The organism is Bradyrhizobium sp. SZCCHNS1022, assembly GCF_032484835.1.
Classification (GTDB): domain Bacteria; phylum Pseudomonadota; class Alphaproteobacteria; order Rhizobiales; family Xanthobacteraceae; genus Bradyrhizobium.
Genome location: NZ_JAUETT010000003.1, coordinates 636,610 through 650,648, shown reverse-complemented (window position 1 = coordinate 650,648; position 14,039 = coordinate 636,610). Strand labels below are relative to the sequence as shown.

The window sequence follows — 14,039 nt, the reverse complement described above, 5'->3', positions numbered from 1 at the left end:
AAGAGCGAAGGCCAGCCATCGATGCTGTCGGCATGGAACGTGAGGGAAACCGAATGAGCGTAGCGCCCAAGGCCTTCATTGCGGGAGCGGTCATCGCTGCATTGTCAGGGAATTGTCAGCAGCTGGCAGCACAGCAGGCGGATGCCGAGCCGGCGACCCGCGCGGCCAACGCGACTTTCGCAAAGGATCTGCCGTTTGCCGATCGCGCCGACTTCGACGACGCCAAGCGCGGCTTCATCGCCACGGTGCAGGATGGCGTCATCGCCGGTCCGCGCGGGCCGGCCTTCGACACCAGGCCGTTCGCATTCCTCAACAGCGATCAGGTGCCGCCGACCGTCAATCCCAGCCTGTGGCGGCAGGCGCAGCTCAATGCCGCCAACGGCCTGTTCCAGGTCACGGACCGCGTCTACCAGGTGCGGGGCCTCGACATCTCGAACATGACCATCATCGAGGGCGACAGCGGATTGATCCTGATCGATCCCTTGCTGTCGAACGAGACCGCGAAGGCCGCGCTCGACCTCTATCTGAAGCACCGTCCGGCCAAGCCGGTCGTCGCCGTGGTCTACACCCACAGCCACATCGATCATTTCGGCGGCGCCAAGGGCGTCATCACCGCCGAGGATGCCGCCTCCGGCAAGGTCAAGGTGCTCGCGCCCGACGGCTTCATGGAGCATGCGGTCGCGGAGAACGTGATCGCGGGCGCCGCGATGGCCCGCCGCGCGCAATATATGTATGGCATCAACCTGCCGATCAGCGAGCGCGGTCAGATCGACATCGGGCTCGGCAAGGCGCTGTCGCGCGGCACCAACTCGCTGATCCCGCCGAACGACCTCATCAAGCAGGACTACGAGACGCGCACGATCGACGGCGTCGAGATCGAATTCTACCTGGTGCCGGGCTCGGAAGCGCCGGCCGAGATGCTGCTGTATTTTCCGCAGTTCAAGCTCCTGGACATGGCGGAAGACGCCACGCACAACATGCATAATCTCTACACGCTGCGCGGCGCCGAGATCCGCGACGGCCGGATGTGGTCGCGCTATATCGACGACGCCATCGCGCGCTATGGCGACCGCACTGACGTCGTGATCGCGCAGCATCACTGGCCGATGTGGGGTAATGAGCGGATCGTCGCGTTCCTGAAGCGGCACCGCGACCTCTACAAGTTCATCCACGACCAGACGGTGCGGCTGCTCAATCACGGGCTGACGTCGACGGAGATCGCGGAAAAATTGAAGCTGCCGGCGAGTCTGGCCGGCGACTGGTCGGCGCGCGGCTATTACGGCACGCTGAGCCATAACGCCAAGGCGGTCTATCAGTTCTATCTCGGCTGGTACGATGCCAATCCGGCCGACCTCAACCCGCTGCCGCGCAGCGAGTCCGCCAAGAAGACCATTGATTACATGGGTGGGGCGGATGCCGTGCTGGCGCGGGCGCAGGAGGATTTCAAGGCGGGGCAATACCGCTGGGTGGCGAGCATCATGAGCCAGCTCGTCTTCGCCGACCCCGAGAACAAGGCGGCGCGCGCGCTCGGGGCCGATGCGCTGGAGCAGCTCGGCTACCAGAGCGAGGCCGCGACCTGGCGCGATGCTTATCTCACCGGCGCGGCCGAGCTGCGCAATGGACCGCCGAAGCCGCAAGCGGCGGCGGCAGCGAATGCCGAGCTCCTGAAGGGCGTCAGCATCGATCTCGCCTTCGATTTCCTCGGCGTGCGGCTGAACGCCGCCAAGGCCGAGGGCAAGCACATCGTGATCAACTGGACCTTCACCGATAGCGGCGAGACCCAGGTGATGAACCTGGAGAATTCGGCGCTGACCCATCGCGCCGGTCCGCTCGACGACAAGGCCGATGCCGGCGTCAAGCTGACCCGCGCCACGTTCGATGCGATCTCGAGCAAGCAGCGCACCATGCTGGCGGCGGTCGCGACCGGCGAGGTCGCGCTGTCGGGCAATCCGCTCAAGCTGCAGGAGCTGTTTGCGATGTTCGACGAGTTTGCCGGCGGCTTCGCGATCGTCGAGCCGCCCAAGCAAGCGGTGGAGTAGCTAGTGCCGCGTCGGCGGCTCGATGATGTCGAGATGCACGCCCTGGCAGGACACGCATTGCAGCGCCCAATATTCGGCGCCGCCGCGGCCGTCGATCACGCGCAGCACCGTCAGCTGCCCGTCGCAGTCGGGGCAACGGGAGCGGATCGTGGCACTCCAGTGCCGGATTTGAGGCTCGGCCATGATGGCGGTCCGCGGTGAGCAGTGAAAGGACTGGTTGAGAAGGGCTTTTTAGTTCGCCTGTTAGTTGGCTGGCACGGAAGCTTGCGAGTTATCCCCAGCGCTTCCGAAACCGATCGATGTGGCTCTTGGCATCGGCCACCGCCATTTCGACATCCGACCAGGCGAAGCCGACTTCCAGGCTGGGAAACGAGACCCCATTGATGATGACAGGGCTCATGTCCGAGCGGCGAATCCGCGCGTGCCAGAGACCTCGACCCGCTTCGAAAGGTTCGATGGTAAAATCCTCGTACTGATACGTCATAAGCAGTCCTGGTACCCGCAGTCCGAAATCCCCTGCGCGGATGCCGCGGATTCGAACCTGAGGGACTTCAGACCGAATAGCGGTACGCAAGCGGCGGCTCCCAGCAGGCTGACTTGAGCATTCGCGCAACCCGCTGCGGCGACCACGCACGCGAATTCCGGTCAGCAGGGCTGAAGACACCGAACCTCCATCACATCATGAATTTGTGCCGGCGTGTGTGAGTCGGTTCACATGATCACGTCTTTTTTGTCGAACGACGTCGGGTCGGGCCGCTGTGCCATCGGGCTGCGCTGCAGCATGCATGATCCAGCGGCGGAAAGCGGTAAAATCGCGCTGTCCGGACTGGAAGCTGCGATACACCAGATACCAGCGCTCGCCTTTGGGGACGCTGAGCGCAAACGGCGCAACCAGCCGGCCGGCAGCGAGGTCGTCATCGATATAAGGACGGATGCCCATGGCGACGCCGAGGCCGTCGACCGCGGCCTGCAGCGCCTGGCCGTAGTATTCGAAGACGGTGCCGCGCGCCGCGATCCGCGTCAGGCCGGCGGCCTTCAGCCAGAGCGACCAGTCCTCGGCGGCGTGTGCGACGCGCAAGAGGCTCGGTCCTTTCAGATCCGCGGGCCGCTTCAAGGAGGCCGCCAGCCGCGGCGTGCAGACCGGCAGCAGATCGGCGGCGAACAGCGGCTCGGCGACCAGGCCCGGCCAGGCTCCGTCGCCGAGACGGATGCCGCAGCTCCAATCGTCGCCGAACGGGACCGCGGCGCCACCGGTCGTGATCCGCACCTCGATGTCGGGCTCTTCCTTGCTGAAATCCACCAGCCGTGGGATCAGCCACTTCATCGCAAAGGTCGGTCCCACCCCGAGCGTCAGCACGCGCCGATTCGCCGGCGCCATGACCTGCGCGGTGAGCGAGGCCAGCGCATCGAAGATCGGGGTCAAGCCGTTCTGATAGGTGCGGCCCGCGGCGGTGAGTGCCAGGCGGTTGGCCTTGCGCTCGAACAGCACGACGCCCAGCCGCTGCTCGAGCAGGTGGACCATGCGGCTGATCGCGGCAGCCGAGACGTTGAGCTCCGCACCGGCCGCGGCGAAGCTGCCACTGCGCGCCGCCGCCTCGAATGCCTTGATGCCGTTGAGAAACAGGACCCGCCGCATAAACCCTCAGGAAAGCTGATGGAGGACAACATAACTCGGTTTGCGTCACAGGCAATGCGGAGCAATTCATAGCTGCAGAGGAGAACGGACATGACGGCGGCGCTGATCACAGCACTTGGATTGTTGATGGTCGGGACAGCCTTCCTGTCCGGCATCTTCGGCATGGTGGGCGGGCTGATCCTGATCGGCGTGCTGCTGGCGCTGATGCCGCTGCCCGCGGCCATGGTGCTGCATGCGATCACCCAGATGGCCTCGAACGGCTGGCGCGCGGTGCTGTGGCGCCGCCATGTCCGCTGGCGGCCGGTCCTCGTCTATCTCATCGGTTGTGCGCTGGCGCTGGCGGCGTGGTCGCTGGTCCGCTACGTGCCGGACAAGCCGGCCGCGCTGCTGATGCTCGGCATCACGCCCTTCCTGGCGCGGATGATGCCGGCCGGATTGAAGCCGGATCCGGACAGCATCTGGCAAGGCACGCTGTACGGCTCGGTCTGCATGGGGCTGATGCTGATGACCGGCGTATCGGGGCCGCTACTGGATACCTTCTTTTTGGGAGCCCGCTTCGACCGCCGCGCGATCGTCGCCACCAAGGCGACCTGCCAGGTCGCAAGCCACCTGACCAAGCTGATCTATTTCGGCGGCATCATCGACCAGGCCGCGCGCCTCGATCCTACGCTCGCGGTCGTTGCGATCGCCGCCTCGATGCTCGGCACCACCTTGGCCCGCCGCATCCTGGAGGCGCTGAGCGAGCAGCAGTTCCGGATCTGGGCCAACCGCCTGATCACGACCGTTGCCGGCTACTACATACTCTACGGCGGGTGGCTGCTGCTGTTTGCCCGCAGCACCCTCGCCGCCGATTAAGGGAGAGCGAGCATGAGCGAAATTGCCGATCCGCTGGTGCTGGACTTCGTCGAATGGATCGCGCGGGCGCCGCGCAGCCACGCCGAGGTGATCGCGACCTGGAAGACGTCGTGTCCGCGGCTGACGATCTTCGAGGATGCTGCCGAGTGCGGCTACGTCACGCGCGAGACCATCGAGGGCTTCGGCGTCGTGATCACGGTGACCGAAGCGGGCGAGCAGCTGTTGCGGACGCATGGGCGGACGTCGTAGGCGCGATCACATTTCTGCGGGTGCCGCGACCGGCATTGACTTGCGGATGCGTTCCGGCGAGTTTCATGCAGATGCATCTTCTTGCATGAGGCACAGGGAAACGCGCGATGATCGACCTCTATTACTGGACCACGCCGAACGGCCACAAGATCACGATGTTCCTGGAGGAGACCGGGCTGCCCTACAGGATCATCCCGATCAATATCGGCAAAGGCGAGCAGTTCGCGCCCGAGTTTCTGGCCGTGGCGCCGAACAACCGGATTCCCGCGCTGACCGACCATGAGCCGAAGGGCGGCGGCAAGCCGATCTCGATCTTCGAATCCGGCGCGATGCTGCTCTATCTCGCCGAGAAGACCGGGCAGTTTCTGCCCTCCAACATCTATGGCCGCTACGACGTGATCCAGTGGACGTTCTGGCAGATGGGAGGCCTCGGGCCGATGGCCGGGCAGAACCATCACTTCCGCAACTACGCGCCGGAAAAGATCCCGTACGCGATCGACCGCTACGTCAACGAGACCAATCGGCTCTATGGCGTGCTCAACAAGCGCCTGGCCGGCCGCGAATTCATCGCCGACGATTATTCGATCGCCGACATGGCCTGCTATCCCTGGGTGGTGCCGCACGAGGCGCAGGGCCAGAACATCGAGGACTTCCCGAACGTGAAGCGCTGGCTCGCCGACATCAAGGCGCGACCGGCGACGCAGCGCGCTTATGCCAAGGCCAAGGAGGTCAATCCCAATTACGGCCAGCCGGCGATCCGCACCGAAGAGGAGCGCAAGATCCTGTTCGGCCAGACCGCGTCGGTGGTGCGCTAGACGGGCCACGTTCCGGCTGTCATCATCAGCGAAAGCAGATGATCCAGTAGACGCAGCTGTTTCGATCAACAATGACCGGCTCGGCGTACTGGATGCCCCGCCTGCGCGGGGCATGACTATCGGGAACGGGAGGAACGCATGTCACTCAAACTGTTTGAACTCGTCGGCACCGACGAAACCCGTCCGTTCAGCCCCTATTGCTGGCGCATTCGAATGGCGCTGGCGCATAAGGGCCTCACAGCGGAATCGATTCCGTGGCGCTTCACCGAGAAGGCAGCGATCGCTCCGCACGGTGCGGACAAGGTCCCGGTGATGCTCGACCGCGACAAAGCGGTGGTCGATTCCTGGGTGATCGCGAACTACCTGGAAGACACCTATCCGGAACGACCGTCGCTGTTCGGCGGCGACGGCGGTCGCGCCGTGGCGCGCTTCATGAACTGGTGGGGCGACATCGCCATCGTCGGCGGCATCTTTCCGTTCATCATCGCCGACATCCCGAAAAATCTTGCCGCCGTCGATGCCGATTACTTCCGCGCATCCCGCGAGGCACGGTTCGGCAAGAGCCTCGAAGAGGTGATGGCCAATCGCGATCAGGCCGTGCCCGGTTTTCGCAAGTCGCTCGACCCGTTGCGGCTGACGATGAAGTCGCAGCCCTTCATTGGCGGTCAGCAGCCAAATTACGCCGACTACATCGTGTTCGGCGGCTTTCAATGGGCGCGCGTCGTGAGCCCCTTCAAGCTGCTGGACCAGGACGATCCCGTCTATGCCTGGCGCGAGCGGCTGCTCGACGCCTTCGATGGCATGGCGCGCAAGTCGCCGGGCTTTCCCGTCTAACGATCAGAACTTCGGCGGCCGGCGTTCGTGCCAGGCCGCCAACCCCTCCGCAAGATCGCGACCGCCGACGAGGCGGGCGAATTGCTCGCTCTCGACCAGCAAGCCCTCCGCAACCGCCATGTTGAGCCCACGCGTCGCAGCCGTGATGATGCTCGTGACCGCATCGGGCGAATGACGGGTGATACGGCGCGCAAGCTCGCGTGCGGCGGGCAGCAGCTCGTCATGCGGCACCACCGCATTGACGAGGCCGATCTCTATTGCGCGCTCAGGCGAGAACGGATCGCCGGTCAGTAGCAATTCGAGGCCGCGCTTGCGGCCGACCAGCCGCGGCAGCCGCTGTGTGCCGCCGAATGTCGGCGGCATGCCGAGCTTGATTTCGGGCTTGGCAAACGAGGCGCGCTCGCTGGCGATGGCGAGGTGCACGGCTTCCGTGATCTCGCAGCCCCCGCCGAAGGCCAGGCCATTGACGGCGGCGATCACCGGCTTGCCGAAGGACTCCAGCCGCGCGGTCAGGGCTTGCCCGCGCCGGACGAAATCGCGGATCGCTGCTCCACGGCCCTGACGAACGCTCACGGAGAATTCGTGGATGTCGGCGCCGGCCGAGAAAGCGCGCTCGCCGGCGCCGGTCAGGATGGCCGCGCGCACCGCAGAGTCGGTTTCGATGCGGTCGAGCGCGGCCATCAGCGCATCGATCAGACCGTAGCTCAGCGCGTTGAGGCGCTCAGGCCGGCTCAGCGTCAGGAGCGCGATGTGGTCCTCGATCTCGATCAGGACAGGGGCGGGCATGCAAGTGGTCTCCGGCTGGGCAAAGCAGTCATTAAAGTAGAGGAGGGTCCACATTGTGTATATTCACTGGTCAGTATACATTGACGCCATGGCCCGTTCCTCCGATCCGACCCGCACGCGCATCATCCAGGCGGCAAGCGCGCTGTTCTATAGCGAGGGGATCCGCGCGGTCAGCGTCGATGCGGTGGCGGAGAAGGCGGGGCTCACCAAGAAGACGCTGTATTATCATTTCCGGAGCAAGGACGACCTGATCGCCGCCTATCTCGCCGCGCGCGACCAGCCCAATCTGGCGCTGTTCAAACGCTGGTTCGAGGAGGCCGAAGGGGCTCTGCCGGACAAGGTCGCCGCCATCTTCACGAACCTCGCGCGCTCGGTGCGCCATCCGAAATGGCGCGGCTGCGGCTTCCTGCGCACCACGGCCGAACTCGCCAATCTGCCCGGGCATCCCGCGATCAAGATCGGCGCCGCGCACAAGAAGAAGTTCGAAGGCTGGCTGCTTGCCGCTTTCGAAGCCGCAGGGATTCGCGACGCGGGCGAACTGGCGCGGCAGATGCTGTTGCTATTGGACGGCGCCTTCGCCGTCGTGCTGCTGCATCGGGATGCCGGCTATATGGAGACGGCCGGCAGCGCCGCGCACGCGCTGGTCGCTGCTGCGCTCGCGGGCGGTCCCCGTCCTATCGGCGCCTCCGGCACGGACGGCATCCGCAGGCCCGCGACGGCATCGAAACGCGCGCACCGGCGTCCGCTAGGCCAATGAGCCGCGCCGCGGCTATGACATAACGCCCGCGTCCGCTACTTCGGAAATCCGACCGTCTGCGACAGCAGGACCTCCTGATCGTGACTGAGGCCGAGCGCATTGGCGATCGCCTCGCGGTCGATCCAGGCGCGGATAACGGTCGCCAGCCCGTTCGCGGCGGCAAACAGGTAGACATTCTGGGTGATCGCGCCGGCCGCAACGTTCGCATAGCTCGCGCGCATGTTCACCGGGATCAGCTTCATCCGACCGTGGTCGGCGACATAGACGAGGTCGAGCGGCGCATTGTCGACGAAATCCTGATAGCCGGTCACGCGCCTGACGTCGCTGCCGGCGACAAGGCGGAGTGCGTTTGCGGCTGCATCGTAAAGATATGCCCCGGTGGGCAGGGCAACGTAGATGTCGATTTCCTGAGTGTTCATCGCCGATGGGGCGGTGCGTCCGCCGTCATCGCGATTGATTCCGTTGGCGGCCCACAACAGGTTGGCGAGAAGCGGCAGCGGCAGTTCGGTGGCGGCGAACTCGCGCGAGGAATGTCGCTCCGCAAGCGCCAGCATCAGGGGCGCGCGCTTGTCGGGGGGCGGCAGGGGGAGGGTCGGCGAGGCGTCGCCACGGACGGGTTTCGGGCGGAGACGTCCCATGGCGCCGAGCGCAAACTTGGTCAGCGTGCTCACGATGAACTCCCAGGCGGCGTTGCGATCAGTGCATCACGCACCGCATTCGGAGATCGCGTATTGCGTCAGATCAAGGAACGCGTCGCACCGTAAGTCATTCGAGAACTGCCACTCTGGCCCGCGTCTTTGCCGTTGTGAAGCTGCTCCCGGAATTCTAGCTACATGGAACCCCCTGGCAGCGCCGCGTACGCGCTCGTGACCGCTGCATTTTCCGCCGCGCTACGCAGCGCAGCCGCGTCCGGTCACTCGCTCGCCGAGGACAACGGCACTGACCATTTCGGTCGCGAGGCCATCGAAATCCGACAGGCGCAAATAGCCGTTGGCAAACGCCTCCTGCGTCAAGCGCACAATGCGCCGGTCGTCGGGCGTGTCCCATTGCTTGGCAATATAGTCAGCGCCGGCTGGACCGTAGATCTCTGGGTAGCGATCATGCTGGTTCTGGCGATCACGGTAGTACGCATTCAATCCGCCAATGAATTTCGGTCGGTTCGGGCCGCAGCGCTCGCTCCATGGCCTATCGAGCGCAGCCAAGGCGTCTTTGCGATTCGATCGGCGAGCATCCTCGATGTATTTCTCGTGTTCGTCGAATTCTATTCCACTTATCGGCGTGAAAGATTCGGGTGTTGGAGTCGCTGCCGGCGTCCAGGTGCGCACGGCAACTTGCCAGATCACGATGGCCCAGACGATGAACCAGAGGCGACTCATCGCGCGTCTCGCCCCGTATGCAGCTGTCTCGGCAGGCAGATTGGTGATTCGTCGTCACCCCAGAAGGACGGTCCGGTGAACTGAAGCATCTCGAACCGAACATCTTCCGGAAAATCGACCTTGACCACGCCCTTTTGCTCGAAGGCCTCGTTGAAGGCATCCTGCACGCGCTTGTCCAGCGGAGTCGAGAACGTGTCTGCGGCATCCCTGATCGTCTTGTCGCTGCAGAACATCATCAGGCCTCCGGGGCGGGGGCAATCCAGTTTGGCGATGTAGGCCCGCGTATAGGCCGTCACGGCATCGACCAGGTTCTTCTTCATCGTCTTGTCGCATGGCGACATTTTGTAGGCGGTGGCAGCCTGGAGCGCGTCGAGTCGCAGCGCATCGAGCTTGGGATTCTTGTCGCTCTGCGAAGTGTGCTCGGCGATCCAGGCCTTTCGCTCGAATTCCTTGGCATGATCGTCGCCGAAGGTCGTATCAACAAGCGCAGGGACTTGCGCGGCTAACTGGGGGGCCGGGGCTCGCATCGGAAAGCCGCGAATGGCCCAACTGACACCCACAAAGGTCGTGACGAAGGCAATGCAGACAACGACAACGAAGCGGGTCATGAAACGCTCATTTGGAATTCGAGCGCGATGTAGCATTTAGGGGTTAACCGGAAAATATGGCCTGCATTCCGCAGGGAAGATCGTAAATAGAGTTTAGCAGCCTAAGCCTGCTTTTGATGAGATCGGATCGCTGCCAGACAGGCCGCGTGCTGGTCGGCTCATAGATCTGCGGGCTGACTGCCGTCGCCACGCGCGAGACCCAGAACCCCGTTTCTCGCGAGGAGCTTGATCGCCGCATAGAGACTCGGGAGCACGGCGGCACATCGCGCCCGCGTCTCCTCGGTCGGTGCGACGATGTCCGGGACCATCAGCGTGATCGCGCCGGCGGCATGGGCTGCCGCGACCCCGGGATTGGAGTCCTCCACGGCGAGGCAAGCTTGCGCAACGGTGCCGAGGCGCTCGGCGGCGAGCAGATAGAGGTCGGGATGCGGCTTGCCGCGGCTGACATCATCGCGCGTCAGGATTGCGTCGAAGCGCGCGCCGATGCCGGCCGCGCCGAGATGCTGCGCGGCCGTCCGCCGGGACGAGGACGTGACGATCGCCTTTGGGAGGCGGGCGGCTTCGAGCGCATCGAGCAGCGCGATCGCGCCACGCTTCAACGGCAAGCCCTGTTTGAGAATCTCGGCGCAGTTCGCCGCGAACAGCCCGTTCACCTGCTCGATCGGAAAGTCAGCGCCGAAATGCTCGCGCAAAAGCAGCTGACATTCCGGGCCGGGGATGCCGATCATCCGGTGGCACAGCGCCTCGACGCCATCGGTGTAGCCGAGCGTCCCCAGCGCTGCAATCGAAGCTTCGAGATAGACCTTCTCGGTGTCGAGCAGCGTGCCGTCCATGTCGAGCAGGACGGCCTCGATGTGCCAGCGTTCCATCACTGCGCAGCCGCATTCCGCTCATTCGCAAGCCTGCGCAGGCAGTCGCGGCACAAGCAGTCCTGATCCGAGCCGCTCGCGCCGGCGGCGGGCAGCGGCAAGCAAACGGCTTCTTCGAAGCACCAGCAGGCCCCGCCGGGATCGCAGGTGAATTCGGTCCCGCAGGCCGCGCAGGTAAGGCGGCGCGCAACGCCTTCCAAAAGCGGGGCGCTTTCTAAACGATTTGTCACGATCGGAACCGCGCCCTTTCATGTCAGGTTCATGTGGCCGCCAAGTATAGTGGCGCGTCGGCCAATATGCCACAGTGCAAGCTGGGCGCTGCATCGGCCGGTGCATGAGATCGTGTAGGTGATGACGATGGCCCGTGATCCGCAAGCAGCCCTCGTTGCGCTCAATCGTTTCGGCTTCGGTGCGCGCGGCGGCGCGTCAGGCGATTTCACCAATGCGGCGACGGACCCGCGCGGCTTCGTCAAATCAGAGATCGCTCGCGCGAGCGGTGAGCTGCTCGAGGTGCCTGGGCTGCAATCGACGCAAGCCTTGGCGGAAGCCGTCTTCGCCTATCAGGACGAGGTGAAGCGCGCGCGAGAAATGGCGAGATCCGGTGCGCCAACAACCGAGTCTCCGCCCTCGGCTCCAACGGGTGGCAAGCCGCTGCAACGTAGCCTCTCGCTCAACGCGCTCGCCAGCAACGTCGGAGGCGGCGCGCGGGAAACGAAGCCTGCGGACGGCGATGCGAGCATGGCCGCGCCTGGCGTCGCCCAGTCCAACGCGGCAATGCAGCCCAATATGGCCAGGCCGGCGCCGCAGCCACAACAACCGCTCAACGTGATCCAGAAGACCTACCGCGTTGAAGCCTTGGCTCGGCTGCAGCGCGCGGTGCTGGCCGACTGCGGATTCACCGAGCGGCTGGTGGCATTCTGGTCGAACCATTTCTGCATTTCCGCCAGCAAGGGCGAACTGGCTCGGATCTGGGCCGGCGCATTTGAACGCGAGGCAATCCGCCCGCATGTGTTCGGCCGCTTCGCGGACATGCTGAAGGCGGTCGAGCAGCATCCGGCCATGTTGTTCTTTCTCGATAACCAGCAATCGCTGGGACCGGACTCGCGGGCCGGGCGGAATCGCCAGCGTGGCCTGAACGAGAATCTGGCGCGCGAGATTATGGAACTGCATACACTCGGCGTCGGCGGCGGCTATACCCAGGAAGACGTCACCACGCTCGCGCGCATCATCACGGGCTGGACCTTCGCCGGGCGGCGGGGCCAATTAGGGACGCCAGGCAGCTTCGCGTTCAACGCCAACGCGCACGAGCCGGGGCCGCAGACCTTGCTCGGCAAGGTCTATCAGGACAACGGCCTGGCGCAGGGCGAAGCCGCGCTCGCCGACATCGCGCGCCATCCCTCGACCGCAAGATTTATCGCGACCAAATTCGTGCGCCATTTCGTTGCCGATGATCCTCCGCCCGCACTGGTGGCGCGGCTCGAGAGCGTGTTCAGGAGCACCGATGGCGACCTGAACGCGCTCACGCTCGCGCTCGTCGACGCCGACGAGGCGTGGTCGGCGCCGCTGACCAAGATCCGCAACCCTTATGAATTCCTGGTGGCGAGCGGACGCTTGCTGGCCCGGGTGCCGGAAGATCCCGGCCCTTATCTCGGCGGCCTCAATAGCCTGGGGCAGCCGTTGTGGACCCCGGCGGGCCCCAATGGCTTTCCCGATACCAACGCGGCCTGGGCCGCGCCGGAGGGCATGAAGTTGCGGCTCGACATCTCTGCGCAGCTGGCCTCGAAGCTCGGCAATGCGATCGATGCGCGCGAGCTGCTGGATCTCGTCGCGGGCGAAGCGGCCTCGAGCGAGACGCGGCGCACCATCGAACGGGCGGAGTCGCGCCAGCAGGCGCTCGCGCTGTTGTTGATGTCGCCGGAATTCCAGAGGAGATGACGATGGAGCTGATCAAGCCGCCGCTGCTGACGTCACGCCGCCAGTTTTTGCTCGCCGGCGCATCGTTCGCTGCCTGGGCTTACCTGCCGAGGTCAGCATGTGCCGCGGATGCGCGCGATCCGCGTCTTGTCGTCATCATCCTGCGCGGCGCGCTGGATGGCCTCGCCACGGTCGCTCCGATCGGCGATCCCGATTATGCCGGCCTGCACGGCGCGATCGCGTTGAGCGCCGACGGTCCGCATCCTGCCCTCGTGCTCGACGCGTTCTTCGCGCTGCATCCGTCGATGCCGGAATTCGCCCGCATGTATCGGGACAAGCATGCGGCGGTGGTGCATGCGGTCGCGACGTCCTATCGTGATCGCTCGCATTTCGACGGTCAGGACGTGCTGGAGAGCGGATTTCCCGGTCCCGGCCGGGTGCAGTCCGGCTGGCTCAACCGCGCCGTCGAGGCGCTGCCGCGTGGCGAGCACGTGGCCGGTGCGCTCGCGGTCGGGCCGACCACGCCGCTGGTGTTGCGGGGCACGGCTCCGACGGTCGGTTGGGCGCCGGTGAGCCTGCCGCAAGCCGATGACGACACCGCGATGCGCCTCATCGATCTCTACACCCATCGCGATCCGGCGCTGGCGACCGTGCTCTCGCAAGGCCTGCAACTGGAGAAAGTCGCGCTCGGCAATGATATGAAGGTCAAGCTCGGCGGCAACGCCGCCGCAGCCATGCGCCAAGTCGCGCGGGGTGCCGCCAAGCTGATGGCTGCCGATGACGGTCCGCGGATCGCAGCGCTCGCGTTCGACGGCTGGGATACCCATGCCAATGAAGGCGGCGCGGTCGGGCGCCTCGCCGGCCTGCTCTCGGGTCTCGACGGCGCGCTGGCCGAATTCGAGAGCGGGCTCGGCTCACATTGGCGCGACACCGTCGTCGTGGTCGCAACCGAGTTCGGCCGCACGGCGAAGATCAACGGCACCGAGGGCACCGATCACGGCACCGGCACCATCGCGCTGCTCGCGGGTGGTGCCGTGAACGGTGGCCGCGTGATCGCGGACTGGCCAGGCCTGAAGCCCGCGAGCCTCTATCAGGCCCGGGACCTCGCGCCGACGACCGATCTGCGCGCTGTGCTGAAGGGTGTGCTCGCCGATCATCTCGGCATCGGCGATCGCGCGCTGGCTGCAACCGTATTCCCGGACAGCGCCGCAGTGAAGCCGATGAAGGGATTGGTGGCGTAGGCGGGCGGCCGCAAAGTCTGCTACTGAGGTGTCGCGGCACATACCGTAGCAGGAGATCAG

16 protein-coding genes are annotated in these 14,039 nt (G+C 65.1%); 8 read left to right on the top strand and 8 right to left on the bottom strand.

What is annotated here, in order from left to right:
• Positions 1 to 53: 53 nt before the first annotated feature.
• Positions 54 to 2,039 (top strand): alkyl/aryl-sulfatase, encoded by a 1,986-nt coding sequence (locus QX071_RS22715; protein WP_315704898.1) that lies wholly within the window; start codon positions 54 to 56, stop codon positions 2,037 to 2,039.
• Here QX071_RS22715 and QX071_RS22710 read toward each other — a convergent pair whose 3' ends face one another.
• The 3 genes from QX071_RS22710 to QX071_RS22700 form a co-directional block, all read right to left on the bottom strand.
• A complete protein-coding gene (locus QX071_RS22710; RefSeq protein ID WP_315704897.1) occupies positions 2,040 to 2,222 on the bottom strand; it encodes a hypothetical protein in 183 nt (60 codons plus the stop codon).
• Positions 2,223 to 2,310: 88 nt separating this feature from the next.
• Entirely contained in the window at positions 2,311 to 2,703 is a 393-nt protein-coding gene (locus QX071_RS22705) for a hypothetical protein (protein ID WP_315704896.1), read from the bottom strand.
• 15 nt (positions 2,704 to 2,718) lie between these two features.
• The gene (locus QX071_RS22700; protein ID WP_315704895.1) at positions 2,719 to 3,675 is read right to left on the bottom strand and encodes a LysR substrate-binding domain-containing protein; all 957 of its coding nucleotides are present in this window, start codon (positions 3,673 to 3,675) and stop codon (positions 2,719 to 2,721) included.
• A gap of 90 nt (positions 3,676 to 3,765) precedes the next feature.
• On the opposite strand from QX071_RS22700, the gene QX071_RS22695 reads away from it, so the two are divergent.
• The 4 genes from QX071_RS22695 (at position 3,766) to QX071_RS22680 (ending at position 6,428) form a co-directional block, all read left to right on the top strand.
• Complete coding sequence (locus QX071_RS22695) at positions 3,766 to 4,530, top strand: sulfite exporter TauE/SafE family protein (RefSeq protein WP_315704894.1); 765 nt, start codon at positions 3,766 to 3,768, stop codon at positions 4,528 to 4,530.
• A gap of 12 nt (positions 4,531 to 4,542) precedes the next feature.
• A complete protein-coding gene (locus tag QX071_RS22690) occupies positions 4,543 to 4,779 on the top strand; it encodes a hypothetical protein (protein WP_315704893.1) in 237 nt (78 codons plus the stop codon).
• Between the two features lie 107 nt (positions 4,780 to 4,886).
• The gene (locus tag QX071_RS22685) at positions 4,887 to 5,594 is read left to right on the top strand and encodes a glutathione S-transferase N-terminal domain-containing protein (RefSeq protein WP_315704892.1); all 708 of its coding nucleotides are present in this window, start codon (positions 4,887 to 4,889) and stop codon (positions 5,592 to 5,594) included.
• A gap of 138 nt (positions 5,595 to 5,732) precedes the next feature.
• Positions 5,733 to 6,428 carry a glutathione S-transferase family protein gene (locus tag QX071_RS22680; protein ID WP_315704891.1) on the top strand — a complete coding sequence of 232 codons (696 nt, stop codon included), beginning with the start codon at positions 5,733 to 5,735 and terminating at the stop codon, positions 6,426 to 6,428.
• Between the two features lie 3 nt (positions 6,429 to 6,431).
• Here QX071_RS22680 and QX071_RS22675 read toward each other — a convergent pair whose 3' ends face one another.
• Positions 6,432 to 7,214, bottom strand: coding sequence for a crotonase/enoyl-CoA hydratase family protein (locus QX071_RS22675; protein ID WP_315704890.1), 783 nt, complete (start codon positions 7,212 to 7,214; stop codon positions 6,432 to 6,434).
• 88 nt (positions 7,215 to 7,302) lie between these two features.
• Between QX071_RS22675 and QX071_RS22670 the strand changes: the two genes are divergently transcribed.
• A complete protein-coding gene (locus tag QX071_RS22670; protein WP_315704889.1) occupies positions 7,303 to 7,971 on the top strand; it encodes a TetR/AcrR family transcriptional regulator in 669 nt (222 codons plus the stop codon).
• Between the two features lie 35 nt (positions 7,972 to 8,006).
• On the opposite strand, the gene QX071_RS22665 is transcribed toward QX071_RS22670, so the two are convergent.
• The 4 genes from QX071_RS22665 to QX071_RS22650 all read right to left on the bottom strand — a co-directional run bounded on the left by QX071_RS22665 (position 8,007) and on the right by QX071_RS22650 (position 10,824).
• On the bottom strand, positions 8,007 to 8,642 hold the full coding sequence (locus QX071_RS22665; protein ID WP_315704888.1) for a SagB/ThcOx family dehydrogenase: 636 nt from the start codon (positions 8,640 to 8,642) through the stop codon (positions 8,007 to 8,009).
• A 219-nt stretch (positions 8,643 to 8,861) separates the two neighbouring features.
• Positions 8,862 to 9,347: a hypothetical protein gene (locus QX071_RS22660; RefSeq protein ID WP_315704887.1), complete on the bottom strand. Its 486-nt coding sequence runs from the start codon at positions 9,345 to 9,347 to the stop codon at positions 8,862 to 8,864.
• On the bottom strand, positions 9,344 to 9,955 hold the full coding sequence (locus tag QX071_RS22655) for a hypothetical protein (protein WP_315704886.1): 612 nt from the start codon (positions 9,953 to 9,955) through the stop codon (positions 9,344 to 9,346). The genes QX071_RS22660 and QX071_RS22655 overlap by 4 nt, the downstream gene beginning before the upstream one ends.
• A 158-nt stretch (positions 9,956 to 10,113) precedes the next feature.
• On the bottom strand, positions 10,114 to 10,824 hold the full coding sequence (locus tag QX071_RS22650) for an HAD family phosphatase (protein ID WP_315704885.1): 711 nt from the start codon (positions 10,822 to 10,824) through the stop codon (positions 10,114 to 10,116).
• A 357-nt stretch (positions 10,825 to 11,181) separates the two neighbouring features.
• Here QX071_RS22650 and QX071_RS22640 point away from each other — a divergent pair, with 357 nt between their 5' ends.
• Together QX071_RS22640 and QX071_RS22635 are read left to right on the top strand one after the other, a co-directional pair.
• A complete protein-coding gene (locus QX071_RS22640) occupies positions 11,182 to 12,759 on the top strand; it encodes a DUF1800 family protein (RefSeq protein ID WP_315704979.1) in 1,578 nt (525 codons plus the stop codon).
• Positions 12,756 to 13,979, top strand: a complete 1,224-nt coding sequence (locus QX071_RS22635; RefSeq protein WP_315704883.1) for a DUF1501 domain-containing protein — start codon at positions 12,756 to 12,758, stop codon at positions 13,977 to 13,979. Before QX071_RS22640 ends, QX071_RS22635 begins: the two co-directional genes overlap by 4 nt.
• Positions 13,980 to 14,039: the final 60 nt, after the last annotated feature.